General features: G+C 70.2%; 9 protein-coding genes. 5 read left to right on the forward strand and 4 right to left on the reverse strand.

All coding sequences use genetic code 11. The annotated features are described in order from the left end of the window. Positions 1–36: 36 nt before the first annotated feature. Positions 37–2991 (forward strand): AfsR/SARP family transcriptional regulator, encoded by a 2955-nt coding sequence (locus DI276_RS35660; protein WP_232837143.1) that lies wholly within the window; start codon positions 37–39, stop codon positions 2989–2991. Here DI276_RS35660 and DI276_RS35665 read toward each other — a convergent pair. After that, positions 2973–3530 (reverse strand): RNA polymerase sigma factor, encoded by a 558-nt coding sequence (locus DI276_RS35665; protein ID WP_157985138.1) that lies wholly within the window; start codon positions 3528–3530, stop codon positions 2973–2975. The two genes, DI276_RS35660 and DI276_RS35665, sit on opposite strands and share 19 nt — an antisense overlap. A gap of 253 nt (positions 3531–3783) precedes the next feature. Here DI276_RS35665 and DI276_RS35670 point away from each other — a divergent pair, with 253 nt between their 5' ends. Continuing rightward, positions 3784–5052, forward strand: a complete 1269-nt coding sequence (locus DI276_RS35670) for a S8/S53 family peptidase (protein WP_112271848.1) — start codon at positions 3784–3786, stop codon at positions 5050–5052. Between the two features lie 53 nt (positions 5053–5105). On the opposite strand, the gene DI276_RS35675 is transcribed toward DI276_RS35670, so the two are convergent. The 3 genes from DI276_RS35675 to DI276_RS35685 form a co-directional block, all read right to left on the reverse strand. Beyond that, the gene (locus DI276_RS35675; protein WP_112271850.1) at positions 5106–5774 is read right to left on the reverse strand and encodes a phosphoribosylformylglycinamidine synthase subunit PurQ; all 669 of its coding nucleotides are present in this window, start codon (positions 5772–5774) and stop codon (positions 5106–5108) included. Further along, positions 5771–8548, reverse strand: a complete 2778-nt coding sequence (locus DI276_RS35680; protein WP_112271852.1) for an AIR synthase-related protein — start codon at positions 8546–8548, stop codon at positions 5771–5773. The genes DI276_RS35675 and DI276_RS35680 overlap by 4 nt, the downstream gene beginning before the upstream one ends. A gap of 74 nt (positions 8549–8622) precedes the next feature. Further along, positions 8623–9237, reverse strand: coding sequence for a TetR/AcrR family transcriptional regulator (locus DI276_RS35685; RefSeq protein ID WP_112272414.1), 615 nt, complete (start codon positions 9235–9237; stop codon positions 8623–8625). Positions 9238–9309: 72 nt separating this feature from the next. On the opposite strand from DI276_RS35685, the gene DI276_RS35690 reads away from it, so the two are divergent. From DI276_RS35690 to DI276_RS35700, 3 genes are read left to right on the forward strand one after another with little or no spacing between them, the layout of a single operon-like run. Next, positions 9310–10071, forward strand: coding sequence for an SDR family NAD(P)-dependent oxidoreductase (locus DI276_RS35690; RefSeq protein ID WP_112271854.1), 762 nt, complete (start codon positions 9310–9312; stop codon positions 10069–10071). Positions 10072–10100: 29 nt separating this feature from the next. Then, positions 10101–11867 (forward strand): flavin-containing monooxygenase, encoded by a 1767-nt coding sequence (locus DI276_RS35695; protein WP_232837144.1) that lies wholly within the window; start codon positions 10101–10103, stop codon positions 11865–11867. Beyond that, entirely contained in the window at positions 11864–13291 is a 1428-nt protein-coding gene (locus DI276_RS35700) for an SMP-30/gluconolactonase/LRE family protein (protein WP_198681109.1), read from the forward strand. The genes DI276_RS35695 and DI276_RS35700 overlap by 4 nt, the downstream gene beginning before the upstream one ends. Positions 13292–13306 lie beyond the last annotated feature (15 nt).

Raw genomic sequence — 13306 nt, forward strand, 5'->3', positions numbered from 1 at the left:
TTGGACGTTCTTGTCGTGCCGGGGCGAGGTAACGCGATGACCATGCCGGATGCACCGCTGGCGTTCCGGCTGCTCGGCGTCGTCGAGATGAGCGTCGCCGGGCAGCCGGTGGAGCTGGGACCGCCCCAGCAGCGCACGGTGCTGGCCTGCCTCGCGATCGAGGCGGGCCGGCCGGTCTCCTTGCAGACCCTTGCCAGTCGACTGTGGGGTGACGACCAGCCCGCCGGCGCGCGGACCTCGCTGTACGCGCACGTCGCCCGTCTTCGTCAGGTCATCGAGAAGAGCGCCGCCGGTGCGAAGGTGGGCCTGGTGCGGCGGACCGGCGGGTACGTGCTCGACATCGACCGCGACTGGGTGGACCTGCACCGCTTTCGCCGGTTGGCTCGTGCGCCCGCGCAGACCGAGGCGGCCCGCGTGGCGTCGCTGGGGGCCGCGCTCGACCTGTGGCGGGGTGAGCCGCTCGCCGGGACCTCCGGCGACTGGGCGGCGCGGGTGCGCGACAGCCTCACCAAGGAACGGCTCGACGCCGTCACGTTGTGGGCGGGCGGACTGCTGCGGCTCGACCGCGCCGCCGAGGTGATCGCCACGACCCGCGAGCTCGTCAGCGAACATCCGTTGACGGAGCCGTTGGTGGCGGTGCTGATGCGTGCGCTGGCCGTGTGCGGGCAGGAGGCCGAGGCGCTCGAACTGTTCACGACGACCCGTGCCCGGCTGGCCGATGAGCTCGGTGCCGATCCCGGCCAGGAACTGCGTCTGGTGCACGAAGCGTTGCTGCGCGGCGAGATCAGGCCGGTGGCGCCCCCGACGACACCCGAACCGGTGGCACCGCCGGCTCGCAGAGTGCCCGCCCAGCTGCCCGCCGACGTGTACGCCTTCACCGGACGCGAACAGGAACTGTCCACATTGGACGACCTGCTGCCCGAGACCGACGACACCTCGGCCGCGGTCGTCGTGTCCGCCGTCTCGGGCACGGCCGGGGTCGGCAAGACGTCGCTGGCGTTGCGGTGGGCCCACCGGGTGCGGCACCGGTTCCCGGACGGACAGCTCTACGTCGACCTGCGCGGTTACGACGCGGAACAGCCGTTGACCGCCTCGGACGCGTTGGCCCGCTTCCTGTCCTCGCTCGGCCTGGCGGGCAACGACATTCCACTCGACGTGGACGACAGGGCCGCCCGGTACCGCACGGAGCTCGACGGGCAACGCGTGCTCGTCCTGCTGGACAACGCGGCGACCGTCGACCAGATCCGCCCGTTGCTGCCCGGCACTCCCGGCTGCCTGGTCGTGGTGACCAGCAGGGACTCGCTGGCCGGCCTGGTCGCGCGGCACGGCGCCCGGCGGCTCGACCTGGACCTGCTGCCGCTCAGGGACGCCGTGCACCTGCTCGGCAGGTTGATCGGGCGCAGGGTGACCGCCGAGCCGGACGCCGCGGAGGCGTTGGCAGAGGAATGCGCCCGGCTCCCGCTGGCGCTGCGGGTCGCGGCCGAACTGGCTGCCGCACGACCGGAGATCCCGCTGTCGGAGCTGGTCGAGGAGCTGGAGGACCAGCAGCGACGCCTGGACCTGCTCGACGCGGGGCTCGATCCGCACACCGCCGTGCGCGCGGTCTTCTCCTGGTCGTACCAGCACCTCGCCGACGATGCCGCCGCAACGTTCCGCCTGCTCGGACTGCATCCAGGGCAGGACATCGACGCGTACGCCGCGGCCGCTCTCTGCGACTGCGGCCTGGCCGAAGCCCGGCAGCTGCTCGACCGCCTCGCCCGCGTGCACCTGATCGAGGCGCACCGCCAGGGCCGGTACAAGATGCACGACCTCCTGCGCGCGTACGCCACCGACCTGGCCAACGCGGAGTACTCGGTGGCCGAACGGGACGCGGCACGCACGCGGTTGTTCGACTTCTACCTCGCGACGGCAGCGTCCTCAATGGACAAACTGCATCCCGCCGAACGGCACCGGCGCCCGCGCATCGCCGCGCCGACGACACCCACGCCTGACTTCACCACCGCCAAGCTGGCGAAGGCCTGGCTGGACGCCGAACGGGCCAACCTCGTCGCCGTGTGCGTGCACGCCGAGGGGCACGCGTGGCCCGCACACGCCGTCCAGCTCTCCAACACGTTGTTCCGCTACCTCGACACGAGAGGGTTGAACGCGGACGCGCTCGTCATCCACAGCCTGGGCAGGCAGGCGGCCGCGCGCACCGACGACCGAGCCGGCGAAGCGCGCGCCGTGCTCAACCTGGCACTCGTCTACTGGCACCAGGGCCTGCACAGCAAGGCGGCGGAACACCTGCAGCTGGCGCTCGATCTGTACGCCGGCGTCCGTGCCGACGACGGACAGGCGCACGCGCACAAGAACCTCGGCGTCGTGCTCTGGCGGCTGGGAGATCTCGGCCGCGCCGAAGAACACCTGACCGAAGCGCTGCACACCTACGAACAGATCAACGACGTGCTCGGCCAGGCCGAAGCACTCGGCAACCTGGGACTGGTCGACGAGCGCCTCGGCCGCCTGGACGTGGCACTGGAGCACCACCGGCAGGCGCTCACCCTGTTCGAGCGGGTGGGCTACCGGCTCGGCGAGGCCTACGCGTTGAACGACCTCGGCACCGTGCACCTGCGACTCGGTCAGCCCGCGGAGGCCGTGCAGGAGCTCCAGGAGGCTCTCGACCGCTTCCGGCAGATCGACCAGCGCGCAGGCGAGGCCGAAGCGCTCAACGGCCTCGGCCAGGCCCTGTGCGCGGACGGCTCGTTCGACGAGGCGGCCGCACGCCACGCGGACGCGCTCACCGTGGCGACGGAGATCGGCGAGCGCTACGAACAGGCCCGCGCACACACCGGCATCGCGACGGTCCGCGAGTCGGTCGGCGACCTCGACCAGGCCCGCAGGCACTGGGAGGCCGCGCTGGCCCTGTACCGCAGCCTCGGCGTGCCGGAGGCGGACGAGGTGCAGGCCCAGCTCGCGGCCCTGAACGCAGATCATCAGAAGGTCGGCTCGTAGTCGAGCCACACGTCGGCTCTGCGCAGCCTCAGCAGGATCCGCTGCCGCGTCGGCCCGATGGACCCGCGCTTCATGCCCAGCTGCGCGCTGATCTCCTCGTAGGACACCGGAGGGTCGGAGAACAACAGCGCCAGCAGCCGGCGCTCCTGTTCCGGCAACGAGGACACGGCTTCGCGCAGGACGACCCGCTGCTCCTCCGCGAGCAACCTGGCGTCGGCGGGCGGCAGGGCCGGGTGCAGGACCGCGTCCTCGTCGAACGGCGTGTCCCTGTTCGTTCTCCACAGCGCCTGGCACTCGCGTCTCGTCGTCGTCCGCAACCAGCCGGGCAACGCCGCCGGTTCGCGCAGGCGCCGGATGTCGGCCAGCAGGTGCATCCACACCCGGCCGGCCACGTCGTCGGCGTCCGCGGCGGACACGCCGTGCCGGCGGCAGACCGCCCGGACGAGCGGCGTGTACGACCGCACAATCGTGTGCCAGGCCGACTCATCACCCTGCACGGCGTGGTTGACCAGAATTTCCGTCGTCATCGCTTCGCGCATGATTTCCACCCTCGGAAGGAATTTTTTGTGGACATCAATCGGTGATGTCCCGAGGGTCACGCGCGCGCCATGCAGAAATCTTGCTGCGATCTTGTCTTGAGGTTGCTGTGCGTTCTGCTACCGGAACGTCACGGTTGGTTGACTGGACCGGTACACCGCAACTTCATCCATCCGTGTCCGTATCACCGGGACAACGCGGCGATACATACGAGTGAGGCCGCCACAGGCCCCATGAGGGTGGAGGTGTCACACCATGCCAGAAAACACCACGGCCAATGCCACCGTGCCTGAGCCCGACAAGACCGAGGGAGAACGGGTCGACCGGGGGCAGGAGGACATCGTCGTCGATCTGTCCCACGTGGATCTCGTCGCCGGGCTCATCAGCGGGACGGGTGTGGACGCCACCCCTGACGCGAAGCGGATGAGCCCCGCTCTCGACCTCGGTGTCGTCGTCGTGGATGACATCAAGGCGCTGGCGGACGCGATCGACATCGACAGCCCGGAAAGAACCCAGCTGTTCCAGCCGAACAAGCAGCCCAACTCGAACCTCGGCAAGGTTCTTGTCTGGCTGCGCCAGGAATTCCGCCTCATCGACCCGAACAGCACGATCGAGGTGGGGAAGAATCGCACGATGTACGGCGTGCACGGCACACCCCACATCGGTGGCGACACCTACCCGGTGAAGGCCGAGAAGCCCAGCCCGAATTCCCCCGCTGACTCCCCGGCGAAGGTGCGAGTCGGCTTGATCGACACCATGATCTACCGGCACGAGAACTTCCGCGGTCGGCTGAAGTTCATCGGCCGCGGCGAGCTTCAGGTTCCTCTCACCGAGTCGTTCAGCCACCTGGACCTGCACGGGACGTTCACGGTGGGGCTGATCCTCGACCAGGCACCGGACGCCGAAGTCGTCGTGAAAGCCGAACTGCGCCACGAACTCGCGAAATCGACGGTCTGGGAAGTCGCCGTGGCGATGGCGGAGTTCGTCGACCAGGAAGTGCAGCTGGTCGTCCTTCCGCTGCTGTGTGTCACCGACGACGACGACGCGCCGCTCGTCCTGCAGCGGGCCGTCACGTTGCTGCATCGCCACGGAATCCCCGCGATCGCCGCCGCGGGCAACCACGGCGAACCGCGGCGCAGCTTCCCGGCCGCGTGCGCCGGAGCCGTCGCAGTGGGGGCCGCGGCCGAGAGCGGAACGGTTCAGGCGAACTTCAACCCGCAGCAGGCAGGAGACCCGTGGATCTCCTTGGCCGGCCCCGGAGTCGGTGTGGTGAGCACGTCCGTGGACGGAACGGTCAAGTACGTGGAGATCCCGGATGCTCCGGTGCCGCTGCCACCGAACGAGCATTTCCAGGGCGGCGCGAAGTGGAGCGGCACCTCGTTCGCCACGGCCACTGTCGGCGGCGTGGTCGCCGCGAAGCTGGCCAACGGCGAAGGGTCCGCCTTCGAGATCATCGAGAAGCTGAAGACCCAGTCGCCCGCCGACCATAACGGCGTCGGTAGCTACGGGAAACTGGACCACTGAGCTGACGATCGGCGCCGGAGCGGATCACCGCTCCGGCGCCGGTGCACGTCGGGTCAGCGGACTGCGCGCACGCCGTTCTCGAAGAACGCCAGCCGCACCTCGGGGTCCACGGCCCGCTCGGGGTGGTCCATCAGCCCGAACGACAGCCCGTCGAGGCTCGTGATGCCCGCGACGTCGGCGAACGAGCCGTCCGGGTTGGACTCCTTCTCGTAGCGCAGCGCCACGCGGTACGAGGCGCCCTCGCTGCCGGGGTGGAACCGGCCCTCGCCGTGCGCGCACGGGAAGACGAGGGTCTGACCGCCCAGGCCGGCGAGCCACGGGCTGTCGTTCTCCTCGTCGACGACGTGCCGCTGGTTCTCCTCGTTGCGGAACGTGCCGGAGGTGTTCACCTTCAGCCCGACGTTGCCGAAGCAGCCGCCGCGCACCGCGATCTGGAACCCGTTGCAGATGCCGAGCAACGGGCGGGTGCGGCACGTCTCGAACTGGTCGGCCAGGTGGCTGCGCAGCAACGCACCCGCCACGGCACCCGCGCCGAGGTGGTCGCCGAAGGAGAACCCGCCGGGGATGCAGAGGATGTCGGCGTCGTCGAGCCGCTCGTCACCCGCCAGCAGGTCGGCCGCGAACCGCAGTCGCGGGGTCGCGCCCACCGCGGCGAACGCGGCGAGGGTCTCCTCCTGGCAGTTCGTGCCGGGCAGGTACAGGACGTTGACGGTCGGCTTCATGCGATCCTCGCCGTGAACGAGTTGAGCCAGCCGTCGCGCGCGGCCGGGGTGAACAGGTCAGTGCCTTCGAGCAGGATTCCGGCGCCGGGCGACAGCGTGCCGACCACGACCGGGTTCAGTTCGGCCGGCAGGCGGCCGACGTCATCCGGGGACACCTCGACGACCGCGCCGACGCGGTGCTCGGCGAAGAGCGACTCGGCGGAAGCGGACTCGAGCAGCACGCCGGTGCCGCTCGCCAGCACGCCCTGGGCCAGTGCGCCCGCTACACCGCCGGCGCCGATGCGGGCACCGCTGCGCAGCAGGTTCCGCGAGGCGGCCAGCGCGGCCAGGTAGCTGTCCACATCGGACAGTGCCAGGTCGTCCAGCGCACCGGTGGTCAGGCCGAGCTTGCGACCGGCCACCGTGCCGACCGGCGACGGCGTCGAAAGACCGATGCGGACCAGGACGTTGCCCGGCGCGGTCCACTGCTCGCGCAGCAGGCCGTCGCGGTGCGGCACCTTGCCCAGCGCGCTGAGGAACACCGCGGGCGGCACGCTGACGATGCCCTCGTCGGTGTGCACCGAGCCGGCCGAGGAGTCCTTGCCGGAGATCAGCGGCACGCCGAAGTGGCGCACCAGCCCGGCCAGCTCGTCGACCATGCCGACCAGCCACTCGCGCCAGTTCTCCGACAGGTGCGGGGTGTAGAAGTTGTCGCACATGCAGACGTCCTGCACCGCGACACCGGCGAGCACCTGGCCCGCGAGCGCCGCGCAGAACATCTGACGCGTCGCGGCGACCGGGTCGGCGTCGAACATCCACGGGTTGAACGCGGTGTTCACCACGGCGGCGGCGGGCGAACCCGCGACCGGCGTGCCGGCCCAGTAGGCCGTGCGGACCGAGTGCTCGGTGCCGTAGTGCGGGCCGTACCAGGTGTTGCCCTGGACCGTGGAGTCGTACTGCGAGTCCGCGTGGTGCTGCGAGGCGACCTCCGCGTCGGAGACGACCTGCTCCAGCAGCCCGGCGAGCTCCGCGGACCCCAGCGCGGGCCACGACGGCACACCGGACGGACGCGGCGGCGGGCCGACCTCCTGCCGTTCGACCTCGATGTCCAGCAGCTCGTACGAGACGTCGAAGCCGACCTCGCCCTGGTGCGCGGGCACCTCGTCCGGCGAACCCGCGATCAGGGCTTCCTCGGTCAGGTCCGGGGCGTGGAACACGTGGTAGCGACCCGTGTCCGCGAACCGGCCGATGACCGTCGACCGCACCATGTGCCGGTCGAGGATCTTCTTCGCCCGTTCCTGGTGCTCCGGCGGCACGGCCAGCAGCATGCGCTCCTGCGACTCCGACAGCAGGATCCGCCACATCGGCAGCGCCGCGGTCTTCAACGGCACCAACGCGGTGTTGATCCACACGCCGCAGGCCTCGCCGATCTCACCGACGGCGCTGTTCAGGCCCGCGCCACCGACGTCGGTCAGCGCGCTCAGGCAGCCCTCCTCGCGCAGCTCGATCAGCGCCTTGCGGAACTTGACCTGCTCCAGCGGTGCGCCGATCTGCACCGAGGCCGTGTCCATCGTGGCGCCCGCCGAGCTGGCGGACGCGCCGTGGATGCCCTCGTTGCCGGTCAGTCCGCCGATCAGCACGACGAAGTCGCCCGGCCGCGGCGTGCCCCGCTGCGCCGCCGACACCGGCAGCAGGCCGATGCTGCCGCCCAATGCGAACGGCTTGGCGCGGTACGCCGGGTGGAACGTCATGCGCGACGACATCATCGGCACGCCGAACGTGTTGCCGTACTCCTTGATCGCCCGGATCGTCTCGCCGGCGAGCCTGCGTGCGTCCGGGCGGCCCTTGATCGGCGCGGGCGCCTCGGGCTCACCGAGCGCCGTGTACTCGAAGCTGCCGATCGGGTCGGCGCTCAGGCCGGTGCCGAGGATGTCGCGCAGCACGCCGCCGAGCTTGGTCAGCTGACCGAAGTAGCCGGAGATCGCCGACGGGCCGTTGTGCGTCTCGGCCTTGATCGCGAGCGCGTGGCCGTCGTAGAAGTCCCAGACGCCGGCGTTGTCGTGGAACATGCTCAGCACGTTCGGGTTCGCCACGTCCTCCGCGGCGCGCACGAGCCTGCTGAGCAGGCTGCCGAGCGACTTCCACGTGGTGTGCGCGCAGTGGTCGCTCCAGCGCGCGTCGAGCGCCTCCAGCAGGACGTCGGTGACGAACTCGTCGCCGAGCGTCACCTGGACGTGCTGCACGTGCTTCATCTGGGCGAGCGAGAGGTTGCGGCCGTCCGCCTTGCCGAGCTCGGCGAGCGCCGTGTCGTCGAGCCCGCGCAGGTCGTACCGCGCGGCCGACTCGTAGTGGCCCTGCGGCACGAGGGTGTCGTACTGCGGTTCCTCGTCGTGCAGCTCTTCGATCGTCGCGTTGAACCTGGTCGAGACGACCAGGTCGCGCAGTCGCGGCGACTCGGACCGGTACGTGGTCGCGACCTTGCCCGCACGCGCCTTGACGCCGAGCAGCGCGCACACGGTGATGATCGAGTCACTCTCGTTGTCGACCACGCCACGCTTGTACGCGACCTGCACCGCGCCCGGTTCCAGCGGCTGGTCCACGCTGACCTCGACGTCGAGCTGGTCACCGAGCACCGCGGCCACCTGGGCCAGCGCGGCCGGGTCGGGGGTGCCGTCGAACTCGACGTAGTAGTCGCGCCACAGCTGGAGGTCGTCGAGCTCCCACGATCGTCCGAGCTCACGGATGTCGGGCTCCGCGGTACCCCCGGCGGAGCGAACCGAGAACTTGTGGATCAACAATCCTCCTGGAGCAGGCCGGGCACGTCGGTAGAGATTCTCCTAAACGCCGACCGAGCTCGCGAAAGAGGCCCCTACGTGGGCAGACCTCGCGCCGCCACCACCAGTGCCTCGGCCGTCGCCGCGGCCAGCGACTCCGGCCTGTCGGGGTGGAACGCGTGATGCTCGACCGTCACCCGCAACGCGCCGTTGATCATCGCCGCCTGGACCGCGGTGACCAGGTTCGGCTCGGCCAGCCCGGCGCGGTGGGCGAGCGCCTCGGCGAACGCCGGCTCCGCCTCCCGGTGCGCCTCCAGCCAGACCGCGCGCAGCCCGGGCTCGGTCCTGGTCAGCCGGACCAGGTTCATCATCGCCACCAGCTCCTCGCGGGATGCCACGCGGCCCGCCGTGAGCATCTCGAGGAGCTCCGAAACGCCCTGGTCACGGCGCCACGCGCTCAGGCAGGCGGCCGTGTGCTCGATCCCGCCGGTGAGCAGCGGCATGACGCAGCTCTCCTTGCTCGGGAAGTAGCGCCACAACGTGCGCACGGAGATGCCCACCTCCGCCGCGATCTCCTCGGCTGACGTGTCCGCGACGCCCTTGGCCAGGAACAGCCGGACGGCCGCACGGGCGACTTCGAGGCGGGTCTCCGCCTTGCGCCGCTCGGTCAGCGGCGGCCGGCCGATCCGGTCTGACGTCTGCTGGGCCATGGTGCGCATCCTACTTCTTGTCGTCAGATGACATGATGGCACTCAATGACAAAAAGTCGGTATGGTGGCCGCATGAACAGTGATCTGAGTGGCAGCAGCGTCGTCGTCACCGGCGGCGGATCGGGCATCGGACGGGCCGCGGCCCTCCAGTTCGCCGGGCTGGGCGCGAAGGTGGTGGTCGCCGACGTCAACGGCGACGCGGCCAAGGCCGTCGCCGAGGAGATCACCGCGGGTGGCGGCACCGCGGTGGTCGTGGCGGGCGATCTGACCGACTCGGCCGTGGTAGACGAGGTGGTCGCGACGGCAGTGCAGGAGTTCGGCGGCCTGGACGTGCTGGTGTGCAACGCCGGGATCATGGACTCGATGAGCGCGGCGGCCGACGTCACCGACGAAGAGTGGGAGCGCGTGATCGGCGTCAACCTCACCGCGCCGTTCCGCCTCACCCGCGCCGCGCTGCCGCACATGATCGCCAAGGGCAAGGGCTCGATCGTCTACACCGCGTCGGAGGCGGGCCTGCGCGGCAGTGCGGCCGGCCTCGCGTACACGACCTCGAAGACCGCTCTCATCGGCCTGACGCGCTCGGTCGCGATCACCTACCGGGACTCCGGCATCCGCGCCAACGCCATCGCTCCCGGCGGAACGAGGACCGGCATCTACTTCACCCCCGACCCCGCCGGTCACGGACCTCAGGTCCTCGGCCGGTACATGGGCAACATCGGTCGCCTTGCAGAGGCCGACGAGCAGGCCAACGCCATCGTCTTCCTCGCCTCCGACGCCGCGTCGAACATCAGCGGTGTCGTCCTCCCGGTCGACAACGGCTGGTCCGCGGTCTGAGCAACCTCGTCGAAGCGAAAGGCTTTCCCGTGCTCCCCGTTTCCCTGGACGAGCTGCGCACCAAGTACCAAGCCGAGCGGGACCGCCGCATCCGGCCCGACGGCTCCGCCCAGTACCGCGACGTCGCCGGCGAGTTCGGCTTCTACGCCGACGACCCGCACGCCGATCCGGACCTCACCCGCGAACCCCTGCACGACACCGTGGACGTCGTCGTCATCGGCGGCGGGCTCGGCGGCCTGCTCGCCGGGGCACGGCTGCGCCAGGCCGGCGTCAACTCCATCCGGGTGGTGGAGAAGGGCGGCGACTTCGGCGGCACCTGGTACTGGAACCGCTACCCCGGCATCCACTGCGACATCGAGTCGTACGTGTACATGCCGTTGCTGGACGAGCTCGGTTACGTCCCCGAGTGGAAGTACGCGCCCGGCGAGGAGATCCGGCGGCACGCGCGTGCCATCGGTGAGCACTTCGACCTCTACCGGGACGCGTGCTTCCAGACCGCCGTCACCGAGCTGCGCTGGGACTCCGACGCGGCCGAGTGGATCGTGTCCACCGACCGCGGCGACCGGATGCGGGCTCGGTACGTGGTGATGTCCAACGGAACCCTGGACCGGCCGAAACTTCCCGGCATCCCTGGCATCGACACGTTCCGCGGCCACACCTTCCACACCAGCCGCTGGGACTACGGCTACACCGGCGGCGACGCGAACGGCAACCTCGCCGGGCTGGCCGGCAAGCGCGTCGCCCTGATCGGCACCGGCGCGACCGCGATCCAGGTCGTGCCGCACCTCGGCCGCGACGCGCGGCACCTGTACGTCTTCCAGCGCACGCCGTCCACTGTGGACTACCGGGCCAACCGGCCGACCGATGCCGAGTGGGCGGCCACGTTGCGGCAGGGGTGGCAACGGGGCCGGATGGAGAACTTCCTCGGCCTCGTCAGCGGTGAGCAGGTCGACAAGGATCTGGTGCGCGACGCGTGGACCGGCAGCGCCCGGCTGCTGCGGAAGATCACCGCCGGCGGGGACTCGCTGACGTCGGAGGAACGCGAGCGCGTCGAGGAACTTCTCGACTTCGAGAAGATGAACGAGATCCGCGCCCGCGTCGACAGCATCGTGGAGGACCAGGAAACCGCCGAGCTGCTCAAGCCCTGGTACCGCTACGCCTGCAAGCGGCCGACGTTCAGCGACGAGTACCTGCAGACGTTCAACCGCCCCAACGTGACGCTGGTCGACACGGCAGATTTCGGTGGCGTCGAACGCGTCACGGAGAACGCCCTCGTGGTCGGCGACCGCGAGTACGAAGTGGACTGCATCATCTTCGCCACCGGTTTCCAGGTGGCCATGTCCGACATGATGACCGGCCGGTTGCCGGTGTTCGGGCGGGACGGCAAGCACCTGCTGCAGCACTGGAGCCGCGGGCCGCGGACGTTGCACGGCTTCTACAGCGACGGCTTCCCCAACCTGCTCACCATGGGCGCGCTGCAGAACGCCGCCTCGGTGAACTACGCGCACATCCTCGACGAGCAGGCGACACACATCGCGGCGGTCGTGGCGGAGGCCGGCAAGCGCGGCGCGAGGTGGGTCGAGCCGAGCGCGGAGGCGGTGGACGCCTGGGCGGCGGCGCTCGGCGAGAACGCGGAGGAGCTCTACCGGTTCCACCTCGAGTGCACGCCCGGCTACTACAACAACGAGGGCAAGCCCCACCCGCGCCGGGGTTTCGCGAAGGGCGCCACCGCGTTCCACGCCCTGCTCAGGGACTGGCGGGAGAACGGCATGGACGACGTCCTGGTGATGCGGTGAATCCCTTCCACGGCAGCAACGGCATCGCGTTCGGCCCCGACGGGCGGCTCCACGTGGCCGAGTTCCTCGCCGGCCGGATCAGCGCCGTCGACCTCGCCACGGGCGAAGTCGACGTGGTCGTGCCGGCCGGAGGTGTGGTCCAGTCACCGGACGACCTGGCGTTCGGCGTGGACGGGTCGATGTACATCACCGACCTGGTACCGGGCCGGGTGTGGCGGCGCACACCGCTCGGCGAGTTCACGCTGGTGTCCGACGAGGTGAAGGTGCCGAACGGCATCGCCTTTGCGGGAAACCGGTTGTTCGTCAACGAGATGCGGCCCGGCGGACGGCTGCTCGAACTGTTCCCCGACGGCGGTGCGCCCGTCGAGCTCACCGGAGATCTGCCGATGGGCAACGCGATGCAGCTCGGCCCCGACGGTTACCTGTACTACCCGCACATGCTCACCGGCGAGGTGCACCGGATCTCCCCCGACGGCGGCACACCGGAACTCGTGACCGACGGCGTGGAGTTTCCGGTCGCGGTGCGCTTCGACCGCGACGGCGTGCTGCTGATCCTGTCCAGCGGCCCTTCCGGCGACATCACGCGCATCTCCCCCGACGGGCAGCGGCAGGTCGTCACCACCGGTGTGTTCGGGCTCGACAACTGCGCGGTCGACTCGGACAACCGCGTCTACGTCTCCAGTTACGCCAGCGGTGGCATCGCGGAGGTCCATCCGGACGGGCGACTTCGACAGATCGTGCCGCAGGGCCTGGTCGGGCCGTACGGCGTCACGGTCGACTCCACCGGCACGGTCCACGCGGCCGACCACTATCGCGTGGCCGGTGATCGAGCCGTCAGGTTCACGCACGGCATCGTCGCCGATGGGGACGAGCTGCACACGACCTCTCAGTACGGCGAGGTGCGGACAGGCAGTCGGGTGCGCGCCAAGGACTTGCGCTGTCCGCTCGGCATCGCGGTGCGGGACGACGGCGCGCTCGTCGTCGCGGAAACGGGTGCCGGGCGGGTGATCGCGATCGACGCCGACGACGTGATCACCGTGGTGGCGGACGGCTTCGCCGAGCCGGTGGACGTGGCGTTCGACGCCGAGCAGCATTGCTACGTCAGCGACTCGCAGGGCACGGTCTACCGGATCGGCGAACGGCCGGTGCCGATCGCCCACGGCCTTGTCTCACCGCAGGGTCTGGCCGTACGCGGCGACGAGCTGTTCGTGGTGGAGGCCGGTCGACAGCACCTGCTGGCGATCAGCCTGACGACCGGTGAGATCAAGAGCGTCGGTGAGCTCGCGCTCGGTCCAGTTGAGACAGTGCGTCGAGCGCTGTTCACGAACGGAATGCCGGGTGCGCCGCGCGGTTTCGCCGGGCTCGCCGTCGCACCGGACGGCACGGTGCACGTGTCCGGACGCGGCGTCGTGCTGCAGGTCTGACCCGGGTCGGCGGCC

This window comes from Lentzea terrae, from assembly GCF_003265345.1.
GTDB classification, from domain to species: domain Bacteria; phylum Actinomycetota; class Actinomycetes; order Mycobacteriales; family Pseudonocardiaceae; genus Lentzea; species Lentzea terrae.

Excerpts from the sequence above, each read along its gene's own strand:
- DI276_RS35685 (WP_112272414.1), bottom strand. The coding sequence starts at position 9,237 with ATGGCCCAGCAGACGTCAGACCGGATCGGCCGGCCGCCGCTGACCGAG.
- DI276_RS35690 (WP_112271854.1), top strand. The coding sequence starts at position 9,310 with ATGAACAGTGATCTGAGTGGCAGCAGCGTCGTCGTCACCGGCGGCGGA.
- DI276_RS35670 (WP_112271848.1), top strand. The coding sequence starts at position 3,784 with ATGCCAGAAAACACCACGGCCAATGCCACCGTGCCTGAGCCCGACAAG.
- DI276_RS35675 (WP_112271850.1), bottom strand. The coding sequence starts at position 5,774 with ATGAAGCCGACCGTCAACGTCCTGTACCTGCCCGGCACGAACTGCCAG.
- DI276_RS35660 (WP_232837143.1), top strand. The coding sequence starts at position 37 with ATGACCATGCCGGATGCACCGCTGGCGTTCCGGCTGCTCGGCGTCGTC.
- DI276_RS35665 (WP_157985138.1), bottom strand. The coding sequence starts at position 3,530 with ATGCGCGAAGCGATGACGACGGAAATTCTGGTCAACCACGCCGTGCAG.